The sequence below is a fragment of the Streptomyces sp. NPDC002640 genome, from assembly GCF_053592575.1.
Window position 1 is genome coordinate 1 of record NZ_JBSFVZ010000044.1, and the last position, 24,944, is coordinate 24,944.

The 24,944-nt window shown below is 76.8% G+C and carries 3 protein-coding genes; all 3 read right to left on the bottom strand.

The window, feature by feature from the left end; translation table 11 throughout:
- On the bottom strand, positions 1 to 8,761 hold an 8,761-nt coding region (locus ACWD3O_RS33560), incomplete at its 3' end, for an SDR family NAD(P)-dependent oxidoreductase (RefSeq protein WP_451418506.1).
- A complete protein-coding gene (locus tag ACWD3O_RS33565) occupies positions 8,758 to 13,452 on the bottom strand; it encodes a type I polyketide synthase (protein ID WP_451418504.1) in 4,695 nt (1,564 codons plus the stop codon). The genes ACWD3O_RS33560 and ACWD3O_RS33565, both read right to left, overlap by 4 nt.
- A gap of 20 nt (positions 13,453 to 13,472) precedes the next feature.
- The coding region (locus ACWD3O_RS33570) for a type I polyketide synthase (RefSeq protein ID WP_451418505.1) at positions 13,473 to 24,944 on the bottom strand (11,472 nt) is incomplete at its 5' end.

Here is a 24,944-nt window from a genome sequence, read left to right on the forward strand (position 1 = left end):
CACCCACCGCCACCTCACCCGGATACATCCCCAGCACATTCAGCACGTCACGGAAGTTCACCCCCGCCGCACGCACCGCCACCCGCACCTCACCCGCACCCAGCACCGCCACCGCATCCGGCGCCGGCACCAACCCCACGTTCTCCACCGCACCCCGCACCGACACCCCCACCCGCCACGCCCCCTCGGGGGCCTGGAGGGTGCGGTCGGTGACGGGCACCAGGCGCGCCGCGTACAACCGGCCGCCGCGGACCGCGAGTTCGGGCTCGTCCGCCCCGGCCACGGTGGCCAGGGCGGCCCACGGGTCGGCGTCGACGTCCACGAGCAGCACGCGCCCGGGGTGCTCCGACTGCACGCTGCGGACCATGCCGCGCACGGCGGCGCCCGCCACGTCGGGCAGGTCGTCGCCCGGGTCGGCGGCGACGGCTCCGCGGGTGAGCACCACGAGGGTGGCGTCGACGTCCGCGCGGGCCAGGAAGTCCTGGACGGCGGCGAGCGTCGCGCAGACCCGCGCCTCGGTGTCGTCCAGGCCGCCGTCCGTGTCGCCGGGCGCGGAGGTGATCAGCAGCAGGTCCGCCGAGGCCGGGGCGGAGGCGATGTCGGCGGCCCGGGCGCAGTCGGTCCCGAGCGCCGTGAGCGCGTCGGCGGCGCCGAACGGGTCGGGCCCCACGACGGACCAGGTGACGGGCTCGGACGCCGGTTCGGGCAGCGGAACCCAGTCGACCCGGTGCACGGGCCGTGTGGCGGCGGCGCCGGACGGCGCGTCCGCGGCCAGGGGCCGCAGGGTCACGTGTCCGACGGTCAGGACCGTCCGGCCGTCGGGGTCGAGGGCCAGCAGTTCCACCGCGTCGTCGCCGCGCGGCGAGAGCCGCACGCGCAGGGAGGTGGCGCCGGAGGCGGCCAGGGTGACATCCGTGAAGGAGAACGGCAGGCCGGGGGGCCCGGCGGGGCCGTCCGACTCGGCCGCCCGGACGGCGAGCGCGTGCAGCGCGGCGTCGAGCAGCGCCGGGTGGAGCCCGAAGCGGCCGGCGTCCGCGTGTCCCTGCTCCGGCAGGTCGACCTCGGCCCAGAGGTCGGCGCCGACGCGCCGGACGCCGCGCAGGCCCTGGAACACCGGCCCGTACTCCAGCCCGGCCCCGGCCAGCGCCGGGTACAGCTCGTCCGTCGCCACGGCGTGCCCGTCCTCCGGCGGCCAGGAGGCGGCCGGGGCGGCCACGGGGGCCACGGGGGCCGCGGCGGCCGCGGGGCGCAGGGTGCCGGAGGCGTGCCGGACCCACGGCTGTCCGTGCCAGCCGGTGCCGTCGGGCAGCCGGGAGTGCACGGTGAGCTGACGCGCGCCCTCCTCGTCGGGAGCACCGACCAGGACCTGGAGCTGGACGGACTCCTCCCCCGTCAGCACCAGCGGGGTGTGCAGCACCAGTTCGTCCACGGCCTCGCAGCCCGCCTGGTCCCCGGCGCGCACCGCGAGATCGACGAACGCCGTGCCGGGCACGACGATCCGGCCGTGCACCCGGTGCTGGGCGAGCCAGGGGTGGGTGCGGACGGAGAGCCGCCCGGCGAACACCAGGCCGCCGTCGTCGGCGAGTTCCACGCCGGCGGCGAGGACGGGGTGCCCGGTCTCCCCCAGCCCGGCGGACACCATGTCACCGGGTCGCGCGGAGACCGACGGCCAGTAGCGCTCACGGGCGAAGGCGTAGGTGGGCAGCTCCACCCGGCGGCCACCGGCGGGCGCGAGCAGGGTGACCCAGTCCACGGGCACCCCCCGCACGTGCAGGGACGCGAGCGCGCGCAGCAGGGCGGCGTCCTCGCCGTGGCCCGTTCGCAGGGCGGGGACGGCGGTGGCGTCCTCGGTGACGTGCGGGACGAGGGCGGAGAGGGTTCCGTCGGGGCCGAGTTCGAGGAAGGTGCGGGTGTCGGCGAGGGAGGCGATGGCGTCGGCGAACCGGACGGGCTCGCGGATCTGGCCGACCCAGTAACCGGGGGTCGCGATGTCACCGGGGGCCGTGGCGACCACGGGGATGGTGGGGGCGTGGTACGTCAGCGACTTCGCGACGGCGGCGAATTCCGCCTGCATCGGCTCCATCAGCCGCGAATGGAACGCGTGCGAGACGACCAGCCGCTTCACGCGCACGCCCTCGGCACGAAGCCGCGCCTCCAGCGCGTCGATCGTCGCCGTGTCACCGGAGACCGTGATCGAGGTCGGGCCGTTCACGGCCGCCAGGTCCACACCCTCCGGAAGCTCCAGCTCTTCAGAGGCCTCCACCGCCAGCATCGCGCCACCCGACGGCAGCGCGTCCATCAGCCGGCCACGCGCCGACACCAGCCGGCACGCGTCGTCCAGCGACAGCACCCCGGCGCAGTGCGCGGCGGCGAGCTCGCCGATGGAGTGACCGACCAGCACGTCCGGGGTCACACCCCACGACTCCACCAGCCGGAACAACGCCACCTCGACCGCGAACAGCGCGGGCTGCGTGTACACGGTCCGCGCCAGCAACTCCGCGTCGTCCCCGAACACCACATCCCGCAACGGCAGTTCGAGATCGACCCGCGCGCACACCGCGTCGAAGGCGTCCGCGAACACCGGGAAGGCCTCGTACAGTTCACGCCCCATCCCCACCCGCTGCGCGCCCTGGCCCGAGAACAGGAGGGCCAGGCGGGGTGCGTCCGGTGCCGCGCGTCCGACGACGGCGTGGCCGAGGTCGGCCAGCGCGGCCCGGGCGCCCTCGCCGTCCGCGGCGAGGAACACCGCCTGGTGCTCCAGCGTGCTCCGGGTGGTGGCCAGCGAGTAGGCGATGTCGGCGAGCCGCCGCCCGGCCAGGGCGTCCCGCAGCCGCTCCGCCTGCGCGGGCAGCGCGTCCGCCGTACGGGCGGAGAGCAGCAGGGGCAGCAGCGCGGGCGCGTCCTCCGACGGTGCTTCCCCGGGCGTCCCGAGCTCTTCCGCCGCTCCCTCGGGGGCGGCCTCCAGCACCACGTGGGCGTTGGTGCCGCTCACGCCGAAGGAGGAGACGCCGGCCCGGCGCGGGCGGCCGGTTCCGGGCCAGGGGCGGGCCTCGGTCAGCAGCTCCACCGCGCCCGCGGTCCAGTCGGCCTCGGGGGTGGGCGCGTCGACGTGCAGGGTGGCGGGCAGGGTGCCGTGGCGCATGGCCTGCACCATCTTGATGACGCCGGCGACGCCCGAAGCGGCCTGCGTGTGCCCGATGTTGGACTTCAGCGAGCCCAGGTAGAGGGGTGTCCCGCGGTTCTGCCCGTAGGTGGCGAGCAGCGCCTGGGCCTCGATCGGGTCGCCCAGTCTGGTGCCGGTGCCGTGCGCCTCCACCGCGTCCACGTCGGACGGGCTCAGGCCGGCGTCGGCGAGCGCCCGGCGGATCACGCGGCGCTGGGCGGGTCCGCTGGGGGCGCTCAGGCCGTTGGACGCGCCGTCCTGGTTGACCGCGGTGCCGCGCACCACGGCGAGCACCCGGTGCCCGTTGCGGCGGGCATCCGACAGCCGCTCCACCAGCAGCACGCCCACGCCCTCGCCCCAGCCCGTGCCGTCGGCCGCGGCGGCGAACGGCTTGCACCGGCCGTCGGCGGCCAGGCCGAGCTGGCGGCTGAACTCCACGAAGGCGGTCGGCGTCGACATGACGGTGACGCCTCCGGCCAGGGCCATCGAGCACTCCCCGGCCCGCAGCGCCCGCACGGCCAGATGGAGCGCCACCAGCGAGGAGGAACACGCCGTGTCCACCGTGAGGGTGGGGCCCTCGAAGCCGAAGCTGTAGGCGACCCGGCCGGAGAGCACGGCGGCGGCGTTGCCGGCGCCCTGGTGTCCCTCGCTGACGTCGGGGTCCCCGGCGAGCAGCACCGGATAGTCCTGGCCGTTGGTGCCCGCGAACACGGCGGTGTCGGTGCCGCGCAGCGCCTCCGGGTCGATGCCCGCCTGTTCGAACACCTCCCAGGCGGTCTGGAGCACGAGCCGCTGCTGCGGGTCCATGGCGAGCGCCTCGCGCGGCGAGAGGCCGAAGAAGCGCGCGTCGAACTCGGCGACGTCGCGCAGGAATCCGCCTTCGCGGACGTAGGAGGCTCCCGCGCCGCCCTCCGGGTCGTAGAGCCGCTCGGTGTCCCAGCCCCGGTCGTCGGGGAAGCCGGATATGCCGTCGCGGCCCTCGTCGACGAGGCGCCACAGGGCGTCCGGTGAGCTGACGTCGCCTGGGAAGCGGCAGGCCATGCCGACGATGGCGATGGGCTCGGTGGAGGACACCGCTCCCCCGGTCGCGGTGTCGGTCTCGTCCGCGTCGGCGCCGCGTACGAGGTCGTCGAGGTGTCCGGCCAGCGCGTCGGGGCTGGGGTGGTCGAAGACGACGGTGGCGGGCAGGGTGAGGCCGGTGGCCTCGGTCAGGCGGTCGCGCAGTTCGACGGCGGTCAGGGAGTCGAAGCCCAGGTCGCTGAAGGCGCGGCGGGGGTCGACGGCGTCGGAGCCGTGGTGGCCGAGCACTGCGGCGACCTGTCCGCGGACGAGTTCGGCCAGTTCGCGGCGTCGTTCCTTGGCGGCGAGGGCGGCGAGGCGGCTCACGGTCCCGGAGGCGGCACGGGTGTTCCGGTCCGCGGCGGGTCCGGCGGTTCCGCCCGTCGGCGGGGTGGCGGTGAGGCGGTCGAAGAGCCGCTGGGGCCGTACGGCGGTGATGGCCGGCACGAAGCGCGCCCAGTCCATGTCGGCCACGGCCACGCACACGTCGCCGCCGTCCACGGCCGTGCCGAGCGCCTCGAGCGCCTGGGCCGGGTCCATGGCGCGCAGTCCGCGCCGCCGCAGGTAGTCGGCGGTGTCCGCCGCGCCCGCCATGCCGCCGCCCGCCCACGGGCCCCACGCCACCGAGGTGGCGGGCAGTCCCCGGGCGGCGCGGCGCAGGGCGATCGCGTCCAGGGCGGCGTTCGCCGCGGCGTACGCCCCCTGGCCGCCGCTGCCCCAGACGCCGGCGACCGAGGAGAAGAGCACGAAGGCGTCGAGGTCCGCGTCCCGCAGCGCGTCGTCGAGGTGCAGGGCGCCGGTGACCTTGGCGGCCAGCACCCGGGCGACGTCCTCCTCCGAGACGTCGGCGAGCGCGCCGAACTCGCCGTTCCCGGCGGCGTGCACCACGGCGGTCGGCGGGTGCTCCGCCAGCAGCGTGTCGAGGGCGGCGCGGTCGCCGACGTCGCAGGCGGCGACGGTGACCTCGGTCCCCGCCGCGGCGAGCTCGGCGGTCAGCTCGGCCATCCCGGGCGCCTCGGCGCCCCGCCGGCCGGCGAGGACCAGGTGCGGTGCGCCGCGTTCGGCGAGCCAGCGGGCGACGTGCGCGCCGAGAGCGCCGGTGCCGCCGGTGACGAGCACGGTGCCGCGCGGGCGCCAGCGGGTGGCCGGCCGGGGCCGCGCCGGTGCGATGCGGCGGGCGAGGACACCGCCGGCGCGGATCGCCACCTGGTCCTCGCCCCGGTGCGCTCCGGCGAGCACGGCGGCCAGGTGCCGCGCGGCGTCGGTGCTTGCCTCGGCGCCGGTGTGCGCGTCGGCGTTCGCGGCGGTGTCGAACCGCTCCGGCAGGTCGAGGGCGCCGCCCCAGCGGTGGGGGCGTTCGAGCGCGGCGACCCGGCCCATCGCCCACAGCTGTGCCGCGCCGGGATCGGCGGACTCGCCGTCCCCGGCCGCCACGGCGCCCTGGGTGAGCAGCCACACGGGGGCGCCCTCGCCGCGCACCACGCCGGGCAGCGCGGCCAGTCCGCGCGACAGCTCCGGTTGCTCGGTGTGCGGCCGGGGGTTGTGGAGGAGGATCAGGCCGTCGGCTGACGGATCGGGCACGCCGCCGACGAGGACGGACGCCCCGTGCGCGCGCAGCGCCTCGGCGCACCAGGCGACCAGCCGACCGGGCGCGGCCCCGGCGTCCACGTCACCGCCCGCGCCCGTGCCCGTGCCGGTGTCCGTGTCGGTCAGGATCTGCCACGTGCCGTTCAGGACGGGCGTCCCGGTCGGCGGCAGCGGCTCCCAGGTGGCGGCGTACCGCCAGCCGGCGGGACCGCCGGTCTCCGCGGCGGGCGGCACGGACCAGTAGTGCTCGCGCCGGAAGGCGTACGTCGGGAGGTCGACGATGCGGGCGCCCCAGTCGCCGGTGACGGCGGGCCAGTCGAGCGCGGCCCCGGCGGCGTGTGCCGCGGCGATGCCGTGCCACCAGGAGCCGACCGGCTCGCGGCCCGCGCGCTGCAGGGCGACGCACGCCACGTCTTCGTCGGCCTCCAGGCAGGAGCGGGCGGCGGCGGTGAGGACCCCGTCGGGGCCCGTCTCCACGAAGCGGGTGACCCCCTTGTCGCGCAGGGTCCGCACGGCGTCGGCGAAGCGGACGGGCTCGCGGATCTGCCCCACCCAGTAGTCCGGGGTGGCGATGTCCCCGGGAGCGGTGGCGACCAGGGGGATCGTCGGGGCGTGGTAGGTCAGCGACTTCGCGACGGCGGCGAACTCGTCGAGCATCGGCTCCATCAGCCGCGAGTGGAACGCGTGCGAGACGGCCAGCCGCTTCACGCGCACGCCCTCGGCCCGCAGCCGTGCCTCGAGCGCGCCGATCGCCTCCGCGTCCCCGGAGACCGTGATCGAGGTCGGCCCGTTGACGGCCGCCAGGTCCACGCCCTCGGGCAGTTCCAGCCCGTCCTCGGCGGCCTCCACCGCCAGCATCGCGCCGCCCTCGGGCAACGCGTCCATCAGCCGGGCCCGCGCGGCGACCAGGGTGCCCGCGTCCTCCAGCGACAGCACGCCCGCGCAGTGCGCGGCGGCGAGTTCGCCGACCGAGTGCCCGACCAGGTGCCGCGGGACCAGGCCCCACGACTCGGCGAGCCGGAACAGGGCGACCTCCAGCGCGAACAGCGCGCGCTGCGCGGTGCCGGTCCGCCGCAGTGCCGAGTCGTCGGCACACGCCCCGGGGTCCAGGCCGACGGCGTGGCATGCCTGTGCGAAGGCGTCCGCGAAGACCGGGAAGGTGTCGAGCCCCTGCCCCATTCCGGCCCACTGGGAGCCCTGCCCCGAGAAGAGGAAGGCCGTCCGGCCCTCGTGCGCCGTGCCGGTGACGACGCCGGGAGCGGTCCCGGTGCCGGCCAGCGCGCGGAGCCCGGCGAGGAGTTCGGCGCGGTCGGCGCCGAGGACGACGGCGCGGTGCTCCAGCGGGGACCGGGTGGTGGCGAGCGAGACGGCGACGTCGGCGGGAGCGAGCGCGGGGTGGTCGGTGACGTGGTCGTGCAGCCGCTCCGCCTGGGCGCGCAGCGCTCGCGCGTCGCGCCCGGAGAGCACCCAGGGCACGACGGACGGCGTGGTCCCCCGCCGCTGCCCGGGGCCGGACTCCGCGCCCGCCGCATCCGCCTCGGCCTCCTCGGCCTCCTCGGCCGGTGCGGCCTCCAGGATCACGTGGGCGTTGGTGCCGCTGACGCCGAACGAGGAGACGCCGGCTCTTCGCGGCCGCCCGGTCTCGGGCCAGGGCCGGTTCTCGGTGAGGAGTTCCACCGCGCCCGCCGACCAGTCCACGTGCGGGCTGGGCGCGTCGACGTGGAGTGTGCGCGGGAGCACGCCGTGGCGCATGGCCTGCACCATCTTGATGACGCCGGCCACCCCGGAGGCGGCCTGGGTGTGCCCGATGTTGGACTTCAGCGAGCCCAGCCACACCGGTTCCCCGCGGTCGCGGTCCTTGCCGTAGGTGGCCAGCAGCGCCTTGGCCTCGATCGGGTCGCCGAGGGTGGTGCCGGTGCCGTGCCCCTCCACGGCGTCGACCTCGGCGGCCGACAGCCGGGCGGCGGCCAGGGCGTCCAGGATGACGCGGCGCTGGGCCGGGCCGTTGGGGGCGGTGAGGCCGTTGGAGGCGCCGTCCTGGTTGACCGCCGAACCCCGCAGCACGGCCAGCACCCGGTGGCCGGCGCGGCGGGCGTCGGACAGCTTCTCCAGCAGCACCATGCCGGCGCCCTCGCTCCAGCCGGTGCCGTCGGCTCCGGCCGCGAACGCCTTGCAGCGGCCGTCGCGGGCCAGGCCGCGCTGCCGGCTGAACTCGACGAACGCGGCGGGGGTCGCGATCACGGTCACGCCGCCGGCGAGCGCCAGGGTGCACTCGCCGCGGCGCAGCGCCTGCATGGCCAGGTGCAGCGCCACCAGCGACGAGGAGCAGGCGGTGTCGACCGTGACGGCCGGCCCCTCCAGGCCGAGGCTGTAGGCGATCCGGCCGGACAGCACGCTGGTCGCGGTGCCGGTCAGGGCGTAGCCCGCCGCCTCCTCGGCGACGGGCACACCGGTGCCGTAGCCGGACGACGCGGCGCCGACGTACACGCCGACGCGTGTGCCCCGGACGCCGTGCGGGGCGATCCCCGCCCTTTCGATCGCCTCCCAGGACGCCTCCAGGACCAGGCGCTGCTGCGGGTCCATCGCCTGGGCCTCACGCGGGGAGATGCCGAAGAAGTCCGCGTCGAAGGAGCCGGCGTCCCGCACGAAGCCGCCCTGGCGGGAGTAGGAGGTGCCTTCCCCGCGCGAGTCCGGGTCGTAGAGGGCGTCGAGGTCCCAGCCGCGGTCGGCCGGGAAGTCGCCGATCCCGTCGCCCCCCTCGGACACCAGGTCCCAGAGCGCCTCCGGGGAGTCGACGCCGCCGGGGAGCCGGCAGGCCATCCCGACGACGGCGACGGGCTCGTGCCCGGCGACGGCCAGTTCGCGGTTGCGCGCCTTCAGCCGGTCGTTCTCCTTGACCAGCGTGCGCAGGGCTTCGACGTAACGTCCGTCGGCGGGCGCGGTCATGGTCAGTACTCCCCGTCGTCGGCGGCGGCGACGAGGCTCAGCAGGGCCTCGCCGTCGAGTTCGTCCACCGGATGCGCGGTCATCGGTTCCGCGTCGTCCGGTTCTTCCCCGGCCAGTCGCAGCAGGGGGTCGAGCAGCCCGGCCTCCCGGAGCCGGGAGAGCGGCAGGCGGGCCAGCGCGGCGCGGAGGCGCTGTTCGCCGTCGGCGGTGTCCTCCCCGTCCGTACCGGCCGTGTCCGTGCCGGAGTCCGCCGCGATGCCGCACTCCTCCAGGAGGTGCGCGGCGAGGTCGGCGGGCGTCGGGTGGTCGAAGACCACGGTGGCGGTCAGCGGCAGGCCGGTGGCGGCGTTGAGGCGGTTGCGCATCTCGACCGCGGTGAGCGAGTCGAAGCCGAGGTCCCGGAAGGCCCGGCCCGGTTCCACCTCGCCGCTGTGCGCGTGGCCCAGGACGCGGGCCGCCTGCGTCCGTACCAGGTCCAGGGCCGTGTCGAGCCTGTCGTACGGCGGGAGGGCCAGCAGCCGTTCCCGCAGGTCGCCGGTCTCCTCCGGCTGCTCGGCCGTGGTGCCGGTGTCGCCGCCCGCCAGGCCGGCCAGCAGGGGGCTGGGCCGGGCGGCGGAGAAGGCGGCGGCGAAGGCGGGCCAGTCGACGCCGGCCACGGTCACGGTGGGCGCGTCGTCCGCCACCGCGTCGGCGAGGGCGTGCAGCGCCACGTCCGGGTCCATGGCGAGGACGCCACGGCGCGCGAGTTCGTGCTCCGCTCCCCCGGCCATGCCCGCTCCGCGCCAGGCGCCCCAGGCGACGCAGGTCGCGGGCGCGCCCCGGGCGGCCCGCCGCAGCGCCAGCGCCTCGAGACGGGCGTTGGCGGCGGCGTACGCGGCCTGTCCGGCGCCGCCCCAGGTGGCGGCCACCGAGCCGAAGAGCACGAAGGCGTCGAGGTCGCCGCAGAGCGCGTCCAGGTGCTCCGCGCCGTCGGCCTTGCCGGCGCGCGCGGCCGTCAGGTCGTCCTCGGTCAGCTCCGGCAGCCTGCCCAGTCCTCCGACGCCCGCCGCGTGCACGACCGCGTGCGGCGGGTGTGCCGCCACCAGTTCGGCGACCGCGTCGCGGTCGGCGAAGTCGCAGGCGACCACGGTGGTGGGCACCCCCAGGTCCTCGAGTTCGGCGACGAGTTCGGGGGCGCCCGGCGCGTCGGGTCCGCGCCGGCCGGCCAGCACCAGCCGCTCGACGCCGTTGCGCGCCGCCCACCGGGCGACGTGCGCGCCGAGCGCACCGGTGCCACCGGTGACGAGCAGGGTGCCCCGGGGCCGCCAGGGGGTGGCGGTGACCGGGGGCGCGGCGGCCAGCCGCCGGACGAACGTGGTGTCGCGGAGGGCCACCTGGTCCTCACCGGTGATCCCGGTGAGGACGGCGGCCAGCGGGGTCATCGGCACCCCTGCCGGGGGCAGGTCGATCAGGCCGCCCCACAGCGACGGGTGTTCCAGCGCGGCCACCCGGCCCAGCGCCCACAGGGCGCGGGCGCCCGGGGCGGGCGGCTCCTCACCGGGGAGCGCGGCGGCGCCGCGGGTGACGCACCACAGGCGGGTGCCGCTGTCGGCCAGCGCCTGCACGAGGGCGAGGCCGTCGGCGGCCGCGGTCCCGTCGTCCAGAGCAAGCAGCGACAGCACGCCGGCCCAGGGGCGTTCGTGCTCGACGGCCTCCCGCAGGCCCGCCGCGGTGTCGTGCGGGTCGAGCACCCGCTGGTGCGGGGTTCCGCCGCAGCGCCGGACGGCCTCGGCGCACTCGGCCGCGGTCTCCTCGTGCCCGGGGCGGACCAGCAGCAGCCATTCGCCCAGCAGGACCGGGTCCGCGGGGACGGCGACCGGGGACCACTCCTCGCGGTACCGCAGCTGCCCGGCACGCGAACGGCCGTGCCATCCCGCGAGCACCGGCAGCACGTCGCCGATCCGTTCGCGGTCCTCGTCGCCGTCGACGCCGAGCAGGCCGGCCAGGGCTCCCGCGTCACCGCCGCGGACGGTGGCCCAGAAGACGTCGTCGGAGCCGCCTGTCCCACTCGTGCCGTCGGGTGCGGGCAGCGGCCAGTACCGCTGGTGCTGGAACGCGTACGTGGGCAGGTCGACGGCGCGTCCGCCGAGGCCGCCGAAGACCGCGCGCCAGTCGACCTCCGCTCCCTCGACGTGCGCCCCGGCGAGGGCGGCGAACAGCGTCCGCACGCCGTCCTTGTCCGCTCGCTGCGTCGGGAGCCCCGCCGCGTTCTCGGTGATGTGCGGGACGAGGGCGGAGAGGGTTCCGTCGGGGCCGAGTTCGAGGAAGGTGCGGGTGTCCGTGAGGGAGGCGATGGCGTCGGCGAACCGGACGGGTTCGCGGATCTGGCCGACCCAGTAACCGGGGGTCGTGATGTCACCGGGGGCCGTGGCCACCACGGGGATGGTGGGGGCGTGGTAGGTCAGCGACTTCGCGACGGCGGCGAACTCGGCCTGCATGGGCTGCATCAGCCGCGAGTGGAACGCGTGCGAGACGGTCAGCCGCTTCACGCGCAACCCCTCGGACCGCAGCCGCGCCTCCAGCGCGTCGATCGCCGCCGCGTCACCGGAGACGGTGATCGAGGTCGGCCCGTTCACCGCCGCCAGGTCCACACCCTCCGGAAGCTCCAGCTCTTCAGAGGCCTCCACCGCCAGCATCGCGCCGCCCTCGGGCAGCGCGTCCATCAGCCGGCCACGCGCCGACACCAGCCGGCACGCGTCGTCCAGCGACAGCACACCCGCGCAGTGCGCGGCGGCGAGCTCGCCGATCGAGTGACCGACCAGGACGTCCGGCCGGACACCCCACGACTCCACCAGCCGGAACAACGCCACCTCGACCGCGAACAGCGCGGGCTGCGTGTATACGGTCCGCGCCAGAAGCTCCGCGTCGTCCCCGAACACCACATCTCTCAGCGGCAGTTCGAGATCCACCCGCGCGCACACCGCGTCGAACGCCTCCGCGAACACGGGGAACGCCTCATACAGCTCAAGCCCCATCCCCACCCGCTGCGCGCCCTGACCCGAGAACAGGAACGCCGTGTTCCCGCCCCGCACCGCCCCGGAGACCACCAGCGGCGACGGCTCCCCGTCGGCCAGCGCCCGCAACCCGGCCACCAGCTCGTCCCGGTCACCACCGACCACGACCGCACGGTGCTCCAGCGCCGCACGCCCGGTCGCCAGCGAGAACGCCACGTCCGACGGCTCCGACTCCGCGGTCACCGGCAGCAGCCGCGCCGCCTGGGCCCGCAGGGCGGCGGCCGTACGGCCCGAGACGAGGAGGGGCCGCGTCCCGGGCGGGTCGGCCCGCTCGGCGGGTTCCTCCTCGGGGGCGGCCTCCAGCACCACGTGCGCGTTGGTGCCGCTCACGCCGAAGGAGGAGACACCGGCCCGGCGCGGGCGGCCCGTTCCGGGCCAGGGGCGGGCCTCGGTCAGCAACTCGACCGCGCCCGCCGACCAGTCCACGTGCGGGGTCGGCTCGTCCACGTGCAGGGTTCCGGGGAGCACTCCCCGGCGGATCGCCTCCACCATCTTGATCACGCCGCCGACGCCCGCGGCGGCCTGGGTGTGCCCGATGTTGGACTTCAGCGACCCGAGGTAGAGGGGTGTCTCGCGGTCCTGGCCGTAGGTGGCCAGGAGCGCCTGCGCCTCGATGGGGTCGCCCAGCTTGGTGCCGGTGCCGTGCGCCTCCACCGCGTCCACCTCGGACGGGCCCAGGCCGGCGGCGGCCAGCGCGGCGCGGATCACCCGCTGCTGGGCGGGGCCGTTCGGCGCGGTGAAGCCGCTGGACGCGCCGTCCTGGTTGACGGCGGAGCCGCGCACCACGGCGAGCACCCGGTGCCCGTTGCGGCGGGCGTCCGAGAGGCGTTCCACCAGCAGCACGCCCACGCCCTCGCCCCAGCCCGTGCCGTCGGCCGCCGCGGCGAACGACTTGCACCGGCCGTCGGGGGCGCTGCCCTCCTCGAAGCCGAAGCCGGAGAACATGGTGGGCGCCGACATCACCGTCACCCCGCCGGCCAGGGCGAGGTCGCACTCGCCGGCGCGCAGTGCCTGGGCCGCCAGGTGCAGGGCGACCAGCGAGGTGGAGCAGGCGGTGTCGACGGTGACCGCCGGGCCCTGGAGCCCGAAGGTGTAGGAGACCCGGCCGGAGAGGACGCTGGCGGCGTTGGCCGTGCCCAGGTAGCCGTGGAGCGCCGCGGGATCGATGACCGACGGGTAGTCGTGGTACATGGCGCCCGTGAAGACGCCGGTCCGGCCGCCGCGCAGCGAGCGGACGTCGATGCCGGCGCGTTCGACCGCCTCCCAGGACACCTCCAGGAGCAGTCGCTGCTGCGGGTCGGTGGCGGCGGCCTCGCGGGGGCTGATGCCGAAGAGCGCCGCGTCGAACTCGCCCGCGTCGTAGAGGAATCCGCCGCGGGGTGCGGCGGACGGCGCCGGGGCGCCCCAGCCCCGGTCCGTGGGCAGCGGGCCGAGGGCGTCGGTGCCGGAGGCCACCAGTTCCCACAGGTCCTCCGGGGAGCGCACGCCGCCGGGGTACCGGCAGGCCATGCCGATCACCGCGACCGGCTCCGTCGCGCGCTCCTCCAGGTCGCGCACGCGGCGGTTGGCGTCGCGCAGTTCCGCCGTGGCGCGCTTCAGGTAGGCCAGCAGTTTCTCCTGCTGGTCCGGGTTCGTGTCGGCCATGATCTGCTGCCCGCGTCCTCTCATGACGTTTCGAACTCGTTGTCCAGCAGGGCGAAGACCTCGTCCGCCGAGGCGGCGTCCAGGTCCTTCTCCGGTTCGTCCCGGCCGTCCTGACCGGCGGTCCACCGGCCGGCCAGGGCCCGCAGCCGGGCGGCCACCCGGGCCCGGTCCTCCTCGTCGGCCTCGATCCGGTCGAGGCCGGCCTCCAGGCGGGCGAGTTCGGCCAGCAGGCCGTCCACCGCCCGTCCAGGTTCGGGGGCGAGTTGGGTGCGGAGGTGGCGGGCGACGTCGGCGGCCGTGGGGTGGTCGAAGACCAGCGTGGCGGGCAGCCGCAGCCCGGTGGCGGCGGAGAGCCGGTTGCGCAGCTCGACGCCGGTGAGGGAGTCCAGGCCCATGTCCAGGAAGCCCCGGTCGGCGTCGACGGCGGCGGGTGAGGCGAAGCCGAGGGCGGCGGCCAGCTGGCCGCGCACCAGGTCGAGCAGGACGCGCCGCTGTTCGGCCTCCGGAGCGCCGGTGAGCCGGGCCCGCAGCGCGGCCGGGTCGCCGCCGCCCGCGGAGCCGGCCCGCTGTTCGTCGCGGGGCGCCAGTACGCGCAGCAGCGGGTGCACCGGGCCGCGGCCGCGGAGGGCGGCGGGCTGGAACGCCGCCGGGACCACCAGGGCCCGGTCGGCCGCGCAGCCGGCCGAGAAGGCGGCCATGCCGTCCTCGGTGGAGAGGGCGCCCATGCCGGACCGTGCGACGCGCTGCACGTCGGCCTCGGTGAGCGCCCCGGTGAGGCCGGTGCGTTCGGCCCACGGTCCCCAGGCCAGCGAGACGGCGGGCAGCCCGAGCCGGCGGCGGTGCGCGGCGAAGGCGTCGAGGAAGACGTTGGCGGCCGCGTAGTTGGCCTGTCCCGCGCCGCCCAGCACACCGGCGGCGGAGGAGAAGAGCGCGAACGCCGTGAGGTCGTGGCCGAGGGTGAGGTCGTGGAGGTTGACGGCGCCCCGCACCTTGGGCGCGAGGACCCGGGCGACGCTCTCGTCGGTCATGCCGGTGAGCACGCCGTCGTCGAGGACGGCGGCGGTGTGGACGACCGCGGTGAGCGGGTGGGCGTCGGGGATCGCCGTGAGGGTGCGGGCCAGGGCCGCGCGGTCGGCGATGTCGCAGGCGGCCACGGTGGCGTCGGCGCCCAGCTCGGCGAGTTCGGCGACGAGTCCGGCGGCGCCGGGCGCGTCCGGCCCGCTGCGGCTGAGCAGCAGCAGGTGGCGCACGCCGTGGTGCCGGGCCAGGTGCAGGGCGAGGGCGCGGCCGAGGGTGCCGGTGGCGCCGGTGACCAGCACCGTGCCGTCGGGGGTGTCCAGGCCGGTGGGCGCGGTCGCCTCGGGGACGGGCATCCGCGTCAGCCGGGGCGCGAGGACCCGGCCGTTCCGCACGGCGACGTCGGTCTCGCCGGCGTCCAGCGCGGCGGTGACCGCGGCGTGCAGCACGGCGGGGTCGGCGCCGGTGTCCGGGCCGGTGGCCGGGTCCAGGTCGACGAGCAGGAACCGGCCGGGGTGTTCGGCCTGGGCGGAGCGGATCAGTCCCCGGACGGGGGCGTCGACCAGGTCGGTGAGGTCGTCGTCGCCGGTCGCGAGGGCGCCGCGGGTGACGACGACCAGCGGGCGTTCGGCGTCGCCACCGTCGCCCTCGCCGCCCTCGTCGCCCAGCCGTTCGCGGACCAGGGCGAGGGCCCGGGTGACGGCCTCCTCGACGGCCGCGGCCGGGTCGGCGCCGGGGACCGGGTCGGTGAAGGGGGCGACGTCGTAGGCGTCGGCGCCGATCGCGGAGGCCGGGGGCGGCACCTCGGTCGCCCACTCGATCTGGAACAGGGTGGTGGCCAGGGCGCGCCGGGCGGCGGACAGTTCGGCGCCGACGGGGCGGGCCACCAGGGCGCCCACGCCCCCGGCGGGCGTTCCGAGGTCGTCGTGGAGCGCGAGGCCGACGCCGTCGCCGGACTCGGTGAGCCGCACCCTGAGGGTGCGCGAGGCGGTGGCGGGCAGGGTCACCTCGCGCCACATGAAGGGGAGTTCGGCGGGCCGTTCGGTGCCGCTCTCCGCGCGCAGGCCGCGCAGCAGGCCGATGCCGTGCAGGGCGGCGTCGAGGAGGGCGGGGTGGAGGGCGAAGCCGTCGGCGGGCTGTCCCTCGGGGAGCCGCACCTCGGCGAAGAGTTCCCCGTCGCGGTGCCAGGCGGCGGTCATGCCGCGGAAGGCGGGACCGTAGCTGTAGCCCACGTCGGCGATCGCCTCGTAGAAGCCGTCGAGCGCGAGGGGCTCGGCGCCCGGCGGCGGCCAGGCGGACAGGTCCCCGGCGGGCGGTTCGGTGGCCGGCGCGGCGGGGGCCAGGGTGCCGGTGGCGTGCCGGACCCAGGGGGCGTCGGGGAGGTCGGCGTCGCGGGCGTGGACGGACACCTCGCGGCGGCCGCCCTCGCCGGGGGCGCCGACCGTGAGCTGCACCGCGACGGAGTCGTGCTCGCCCAGCACCAGCGGTGCGCCCAGGGCCAGTTCCTCCAGCACCGGGCAGCCGGCCTGCGCGCCGCCGTGGAGGGCCATCTCCACGAAGGCGGTGCCGGGCAGCAGCACGGTGCCGAGGACGGCGTGGTCGGCGAGCCACGGGTGGGTGCGCAGCGAGAGCCGTCCGGTGAACACGGTGCTCTCGCCGTCGGCGAGGGTGAGCGCGGCGGTCAGCAGTGGATGTCCCGTGCTGTCCAGGCCTGCCGCGCCGAGGTCGCCGGTGCCGGCGGGCCCGGACTCCAGCCAGTAGCGCTCGCGCTGGAACGGGTACGACGGCAGGGCGACGGTCCGGACGGGCAGGTCGGCGAGCGGGGCGGTGAGGTCGGCCGCGCCGCCGTGGACGTGGAGTTCGGCGACGGACAGCAGGAAGCGCTCCAGGCCGCCCTCGTCGCGGCGCAGGGTGCCGAGCACGGTGACCTCGCCCGGGTCGAGGCCGGGGATGTCGTCGAGGATCTCGCCGAGCGCGGGGGCGAGGACGGGGTGCGGGCCGATCTCCACCAGGAAGCGGGCGCCCTGCTCGACGAGTCCCCGTACGCCACGGTCGAGGTCGACGGGTGTGGCGAGGTTGCGCTGCCAGTAGGTGGCGTCGAGCAGGGTGCCGTCCGTCCGTTCGCCGGTGACCGTGGAGTGGAAGGGCACGGTGCCGGCGCGGGGTTCGAGGTCGGCGACGAGGCGTGCCAGTTCCTCGGCCATCGGCTCCACCTGGGCGCAGTGGGAGCTGAAGTCGACGCGGACCCGGCGGGTGCGGACCCCGTCCTTCTCGCACGCGGCGAGGAAGTCGTCGAGCGCCTGGCGTTCGCCGGCGACGACGGAGGAGGCGGGGCCGTTGATCCCGGCGAGGGAGAGCCGCGCGCCCCAGGGTTCGAGCAGTTCGCGGGTCCGGTCGGGGGTCAGGGCGACGGAGGCCATGCCGCCGAGGCCCGCCACCGGGAGGAGAACGGTGCCGCGCAGGGCGATGATCCGGGCGGCCTCGGCGCGGGTGAGGGCGCCGGAGACGTAGGCGGCGGCGATCTCGCCCTGCGAGTGGCCGAGGACCATGTCGGGTTCGACGCCGTGCGCCCGCCAGAGGGCGACGAGTGCCGCCGTGACGGCGAACAGCACGGCGGGGGCGACGTCGACCCGGTCCAGCGGCGGGGCGTTCTCCGTGCCGCGCAGGACGTCGATCGGCGACCAGTCGACGTGGCGGGCGATCTCCTCGGCGCACGCGTACAGCTCGGCGGCGAAGACCTCGGAGGTGTCCATGAGTTCCGCGGCCATGTCCGCCCACTGGCCGCCTTGGCCGGGGAAGACGAAGGCGACCTTGCCGGGCCGTGCGGCGCCGCGGACCAGGTGCGGCGCGGCCTCGCCGCGGGCCAGGGCGGCCAGCGCGGCGCGGCGGCCGGTGTCGTCGGCGGCGACCACGGCGGCACGGTGCTCGAGCAGGGCGCGGCTGGTGGCCAGCGAGTGCGCGAGGTCGGCGGGGTGGACGGCCGGTGCGGCGTCGAGGTGGTCCAGGAGCCGGCGGGCCTGGGCGCGGAGCGCCTCGGCGCTGCGGGCGGACAGGATCCAGGGCGCCACGGCGCCGTCGAGTTCGGGACGGCCGCCGGACGCGGGTGCGGTGGCGGAGGCGTTGGCGGGTGCGGAGTCGGTGGCGGGTGCGGAGGCGTTGGCGGGTGCGGAGTCGGTGGCGGGTGCGGTGGCGGTGGCGGGTGCGGTGGCGGTGGCCGGGGGCGCCGGGTCGTCGCCGGGTCCGGTGGCGCGCTCCGGGTCCTGCCCGGCCGCGGGCTCGGGCACGTACTGCTCGAGGACCAGGTGGGCGTTGGTGCCGCTGCCGCCGAAGGAGGACACGGCCGCCCTGCGGGGCCGTCCGCCGGTCTCGGGCCAGGGGGTGGTCCGTGTCAGCAGCTCGACGGCTCCCTTGGACCAGTCGACGTGGGGGGTCGGCTCGTCGATGTGCAGCGTCCTGGGCAGGATGCCCTCGCGCAGCGACATGACGGTCTTGATGACGCCGCCGACGCCGGCCGCCGACTGGGTGTGGCCGATGTTGGACTTCACCGAGCCGAGCCACAGCGGCCGGTCCCCGGGACGGTCCTGGCCGTACGTGGCCAGGATGGACTGGGCCTCGATGGGGTCTCCGAGGGTGGTGCCGGTGCCGTGCGCCTCCACGGTGTCGACGTCGGCGGTGTCCAGGCCGGAGTTGGCGAGGGCCTGGCGGATGACCTTCTGCTGGGCGCGGCCGCTGGGGGCGGTCAGGCCGTTGGAGGCGCCGTCCTGGTTGACGGCGGTGCCGCGGATCAGGGCGAGGACGGGGTGGCCCTTGCGGAGGGCGTCGGAGAGGCGTTCCACCAGGATCACGCCGACGCCTTCGCCCCAGCCGGTGCCGTCGGCCGCGGCGGCGAACGGCTTGCACCGTCCGTCGGGCGCGAGGCCGCGCTGGCGGCTGAACTCGGTGAAGGAGGCGGGGGTGGCGAGGACGGCGGCGCCGCCGGCGACCGCCATGTCGCACTCGTTCTGCCGCAGGGCCTGGCAGGCGAGGTGGATGGCCACGGCGGAGGACGAGCAGGCGGTGTCGACGGTGGCGGCGGGGCCCTCGAGTCCGAAGGTGTAGGAGATGCGGCCGGAGGCGGCGGCGGTGCCGGTGCCGGCGAGGAAGAAGCCCTCGGCCTCGCTGCCCGCCGCCTGCGCCCCGATGCCGTAGCCGACGAACGAGGTGCCGACGAAGACGCCGGTGGCGCTGCCCCGCAGGGACGACGGGTCGATCTCGGCGCGTTCCATCGCCTCCCAGGTCGCCTCCAGCAGCAGTCGCTGCTGCGGGTCGGTGGCCAGGGCCTCGCGGGGGCTGATGCCGAAGAGGGCGGCGTCGAAGTGGGAGGCGTCCGCGAGGAAGGCCCCTTCCTTGACGTAGGAGCTGCCGGGGTGCTCGGGGTCGGGGTGGTAGAGGTTCTCCAGGTCCCAGCCGCGGTCCTCGGGGAAGGGCCCGACGGCGTCGACGCCGTCGAGGACCAGTCGCCACAGGTCCTCGGGCGAGTCGACGCCTCCGGCGTAGCGGCAGCTCATGCCGATCACGGCCAGCGGCTCGTCCTCGGTGGTGCCGGTGGCGCGGGCCGCGGTGTCCTCGGCGGCCCGCTCGCCGAGGACCTCGGCGAGCAGGTGGTCGGCCAGGTCGGTGGGGGTGGGGTGGTCGAACACCAGGGTGGGCGGCAGCTTGCGGCCCGTGGCGCTCTGCAGGCGGTTGCGCATGTCGACGGCCATCAGCGAGTCGAAGCCGAGGTCGCGGAAGGCGCGGCCGGCGTCGATCCGGCCGGCGTCGGCGTAGCCGAGGACGGCGGCGGCGTGCTCGGTGACGAGGTCCAGCAGGTGCTGGCCGCGCTGCGGTCCGTTCAGCGCCAGGAGCGCGTCGCGCAGCGCGTCGGTCTCGCCGGGCGCGTCGGCGTCGGTGGCGGGTGCCGCGAGCGCCGCCTCGGCCTCGGGGATGTCCATGATCAACGGCCGGGGGCGGGCCGCCGTGTAGCCGGGCGTGAAGCGGGCCCAGTCGATGTCGGCGACGGTCAGGCAGGTCTCGTCGGCGTCGAAGGCCTGGTCGAGCGCGGTGAGCGCGAGGTGCGGCTCCATCGCGTGCAGCCCGCGCCGTCCGAGTTCGGCGGCGGCGCGGCCGTCGTCGGCCATGCCGCCCTCGGCCCAGCCGCCCCAGGCGACGGCGGTGGCGGACAGGCCGCGGGCCCGCCGGTCCTGGGCCAGCGCGTCGAGCACGGCGTTGGCCGCCGCGTAGGCGGCCTGGCCGGCGCCGCCCCAGACGCCCGCGCCGGAGGAGAAGAACACGAACGTGCCGACGTCGCCGGCGAGTTCGTCGAGGATCCGGGCGCCCTCGGTCTTGGCGGCGGCCACGGCGGCGAACTCGGCCTCGTCGCAGTCGGCGAACGCGGTCGACTGCGGCACGCCGGCGGCGTGGATCACGGTGTCGGCGGGGTGTGCGGCGAGCAGTGCGGCGACCTGGTCCCGGTCGGTGACGTCGCAGGCGGCGACGACGGTCTCGACACCGCGGGCGGTGAGTTCGGCGGCCAGGTCCCGGGCGCCGGGGGCGTCCGGGCCGCGGCGGCCGGTGAGGACCAGCTTGCGCGCCCCCCGGTCGGCCAGGTGGTGGGCGAGGTGCCGTCCGACGCCGCCGGTGCCGCCGGTGATCAGCACGGTGGAGCCGGGCTGCCAGGACCGTACCGGGGTGCTCCGCGGGGCGCGGACCATGCGGCGGGCGAAGACGCCGGCGGGGCGGAGGGCGAGCTGGTCCTCGGCGGCCGGGTCGTCGGAGGGGCCGCCGGGTTCGCCGGACCGGGCGAGCAGCCGCAGGAGCCGGTTCAGGACCCGGTCGTCCGGGTGCTCGGGCAGGTCGACGACGCCGCCCCAGCAGTCGGGCCGTTCCAGTCCGGCCACCAGGCCCAGTCCCCAGGTGGCGGCCTGCGCGGGGTCCCGGACCGGGTCCACGCGGCCGACGGAGACGGCGCCGCTGGTGATCAGGTGGACCGGGACCGGGGTGGGGCGGGCCGCGACGGCGCGCAGCAGGGCGAGGTTGTGGGCGGCTCCGGCGCTGATGCCGGTGTGGTCGGGGTGCGGGGCGGAGTCGAGGGCGAGCAGCGAGACCACCGCGGCCGGCTGCTGTTCCTCGGACGGTCCGGCCGGCGACGTCACCAGGGCCTCGCCGCCCGCCTGTTCGACGAGGGCGGCGAGCCGGCCGGCGAGTTCCTCCTGCGCCGGGCCGGCGACGATCGCCCAGGTTCCGGTGAGCGCGGGCCGGGCGGGGCCGGTGAGGGGCAGCGGCTTCCACTCCACGTGGTAGCGCCAGCCGTCGACGGTGGAGCGTTCGTGGGAGCGCCGCCGCCAGGCCGCGAGCGCGGGCAGGGCGGGGGCGAGGGCGTCGGTGCCGAGGGACTCGGCGAGCGCCTCGGTGTCGCCGTCCTCCACGGCGGCCCAGAAGCGGCCTTCCTCCACCGTGCCGCCCGCGGCGGGGCCGGCCGGCTCGTCGGCCGCCGGCTCCCACCAGTAGCGGTCCCGCTGGAAGGGGTAGGTGGGCAGGTCGACGGTGGTGCCGCGGGAGTCCCAGACGGGCTCGACGCCCCGGGTGAACGCCTCGGCGAGCGAGACGGAGAACCGCTCGAGGCCGCCCTCCTCGCGGCGCAGCGAGCCCAGCAGCACGGGGTCGGGGGCGCCCGCGTCCTCGGCGGTCTCCTGGACGGAGGCGCCGAGCGCCGGGTGCGGGCTGCACTCGACGAAGACGCCGAACTCGTCGGCGAGCAGGGCGCGGGTGGCCGGGGCGAACTGCACGGTCTGCCGCATGTTGCGGTACCAGTAGTCGGCGTCGAGCGTGGTGGTGTCGAGGAGGCCGCCGGTGACCGTGGAGTAGAAGGGGATGCGGGAGGCGCGGGGCCGCACGGGCGCGAGGACGTCGAGGGCCTCGTCGCGCAGCGGTTCGACGACGACCGAGTGCGCGGCGCCCCTGATGCGGAGCTTGCGGCAGCGCACGCCCTCCGCCTCCAGCGTGGCGAGGAACTCGTCGAGCGGCGCCTCGTCGCCCGCGACGGAGACCGACGACACTCCGTTCACGGCGGCGATGCTGAGCGCGCCGGCCCAGCGTTCCAGCCGTTCCTGGGCCTGGTCGGCGGGCAGCGACACGGAGGCGATGGCGCCCTGGCCGACCACCCGGGAGAGCAGGCGGCTGCGGTGGGCGACGATCCGGGCGGCGTCCTCGAGGGTGAGGGCCCCGGCGAGGTGGGCGGCGGCGATCTCGCCCTGCGAGTGGCCGACCACCGCCTCCGGCTCGACGCCGTGTTCGCGCCAGAGCCCGGCGAGCGCCGTCATCATCGCGAACAGCACGGGCTGGACGACCTCGACGCGGGAGAGGTCCGCGGCGCCGGGCCGGCCGAGCAGCGTGTCCTCGACCGACCAGTCGAGGTGCTCCTCCAGTGCCTGGGCACAGGTGCGCAGGGTGTCCCGGAAGGAGGCGGACTCCTCCAGCAGCCGGTCGGCCATGCCGGGCCACTGCGAGCCCTGGCCGGGCAGGACGAACACCACCCGGCCGGTCCGGCCCGCCGTTCCCGTCACCAGTCCCGGCGCGGGTGAGCCGTCGGCGAGGGCGGTCAGCCGCTCGCGGCGGCCGGGGCCGAGGAGGACGGCGCGGTGCTCGAAGCGGGAGCGGGTGGCGGCCAGCGAGTGGGCCACGTCGTGGTCGGCGAGCGCGGGGTGGGCGTCGAGGTGGTCGGCGAGCCGCCGCGCCTGGGCGCGCAGGGCGTCGGGGGTGCGGGCGGAGAGCAGCCAGGGCAGCTCGACCGGCGACCGGTCCGCGGCACCGGACCCGTCACCGGGCCCGGGCACGGTCGCGGTCCCGTCCGTGGCGGACGCCGGCCGGGGGTGCGCCGGTTCGGGCTGCGCGGGTCCGGGCTCCGCCGGTTCGGGCTGTGCCTGTTCCAGGATGGTGTGGGCGTTGGTGCCGCTCATGCCGAACGACGAGACGGCCGCCCGGCGCGGCCGGTCCGCGTCCGGCCACTCGACCGCGCCGGTCAGCAGCCGGACGCCGCCGCCGTCCCAGTCGACGTGCCCGGTGGGCTCGGTGATGTGCAGGGAGCGGGGCAGCACGCCGTGGCGCAGGGCCATCACCATCTTGATGATCCCGGCGACGCCGGCGGCCGACTGGGTGTGCCCGATGTTGGACTTGACCGAGCCCAGCCACAGCGGCCGGTCCTCGTCCCGTCCGCGGCCGTAGGTGGCCATCAGGGCCTGGGCCTCGATGGGGTCGCCGAGTTCCGTGCCGGTGCCGTGGGCCTCGACCGCGTCGACGTCGCCGGTGTCCAGGCCCGCGTCGGCGAGGGCGGCGCGGATGACGCGCTGCTGGGCGGGCCCGTTGGGCGCGGTGAGGCCGTTGGAGGCGCCGTCCTGGTTGACGGCGCTGCCGCGCACCAGGGCGAGCACGCGGTGGCCGTTGCGCCGGGCGTCGGAGAGCCGTTCGACGAGGAGCATGCCGACGCCCTCGCCCCAGCCGGTGCCCTCGGCGTCGGAGGAGAAGGCCCGGCAGCGGCCGCCGGGGGCGAGCGCGCCGCCCTGGGCTGCGTCGGCGAACATGCTCGGCGTGGTCATGATGGTGGCGCCGCCGGCCAGCGCCATCGTGCACTCCCCGCGGCGCAGCGCGCCGATGGCCAGGTGCAGCGCCACCAGCGAGGACGAGCAGGCGGTGTCGACGGTGACGGCCGGCCCTTCGAGCCCGAAGGTGTAGGCGAGGCGGCCGGAGATGACGCTGGTCGCGGTGCCGGTGAGGATGTGCGGGCGGGAGCCGTCGGGCACGTCGAACCGGCCGATGCCGTAGCCGGAGGTGGCGGTGCCGATGTACACGCCGGTGGAGCTGGCGCGCAGGAGCGCCGGGTCGACGCCGGCCCGTTCGAAGGCCTCCCAGGAGGTCTCCAGCAGGAGCCGCTGCTGCGGGTCCATGGCGAGCGCCTCGCGCGGGGAGATACCGAAGAACGCCGGGTCGAAGCCGGCGGCCTCGTAGAGGAAGCCGCCCTCGAAGGTCCGCCGGTCGCCGGCCTCCTCGTTGCCGTCGTAGAGGTGGGTCAGGTCCCAGGACCGGTCGGTGGGGAAGTCTCCGACGGCGTCGGTGCCGTCGGCGACGATCCGCCACAGGGCCTCGGGGGTGTCGGCCCCGCCGGGGAAGCGGCAGGCCATGCCGACGATGGCGATGGGGTCGTCGTCGGCCGCCTCGGAGGCGACCCTGGCGGGCAGGGCGGGCGCCGGGGCGGCGGGGTCGCCGAGGATCTCCGCCACCAGGTGGGCGGCGAGGGCCTCGGGGGTGGGGTGGTCGAAGACCAGGGTGGCGGGCAGTCTGAGGCCGGCCGCCTGGCCGATGCGGTTGCGCAGTTCCACCGAGGTCAGCGAGTCGAAGCCGAGGTCCTTGAACGGCCGCGAGGTGTCCACGGCCTCCGGCGAGGCGAAGCCGAGCACCGCCGCGACCTGGCCGCGGACGAGTTCGAGGGCGGCGCGGGCGCGGTCCTCCCCGGGCAGCCGGCGCAGTCGCTCGGCGAGCCCGCCGGGGGCGGTGGAGCGCTCGGCGGTCCTGCGGGCCGGGCGGACCAGGCCGTGCAGGATCGGGGGCAGTTCCGCCGGGGCGGCGGTCAGCCGGGCGGTGTCCAGCGCGGCGGGGAGCAGCGCCGGGCCGGGCAGGGCCAGGGAGGTCCGCAGGAGGCCGAGGCCCTGTTCGGGCGTGAGCGGCGGGAACGCGGAGCGGTTGACGCGGGCGGACTCGGACGCGGTGAGGGCGTCCACCATGCCGCCGACGCCGGACCAGGGGCCCCAGGCGAGGGAGAGCGCGGGGAGTCCGCGGGCCTGCCGGTGGTGGGCGAGGGCGTCGAGGTAGGCGTTGGCCGCCGCGTAGTTGCCCTGCCCGGGGCTGCCGAGGGCTCCGGAGATCGAGGAGTAGGTGACGAAGGCGGCCAGGTCGGTCCCGGCGGTGGCCTCGTGCAGGACTGCGGCCGCGGTCTTGGGTGCGAGGACGGCCGCGAGCCGGTCCTCGGTGAGCGAGGCGACCAGCCCGTCGTCGAGGACGCCCGCCGCGTGCACCACGGCGGTGAGCGGGTGTTCCTCCGGTACGCCCGCGAGCAGCGTCGCGACCGCGTCGGGGTCGGTGACGTCGCAGGCGGCGATGGTGACGTCGGCTCCGAGGGCGCGCAGGTCGGCGGTCAGCGTCTCCACGCCGTCGGCGTCGGCGCCTCGTCGGCCGGTCAGCAGCAGGTGGCGTACGCCGTGTTCACGGACCAGGTGGCGGGCGGTGAGGGCGCCGAGTGCGCCCGTGCCTCCCGTGACCAGGACCGTGCCCTCCGCATCCCACCCGCCCGGAACCGTCAGCACGACCTTGCCGACATGACGCGCCTGACTCACGAACCGGAAAGCGTCCGCAGCCCGCCGCACGTCGAACACCCGCACCGGCGGCAGCACCAGCACACCCTCCGCGAA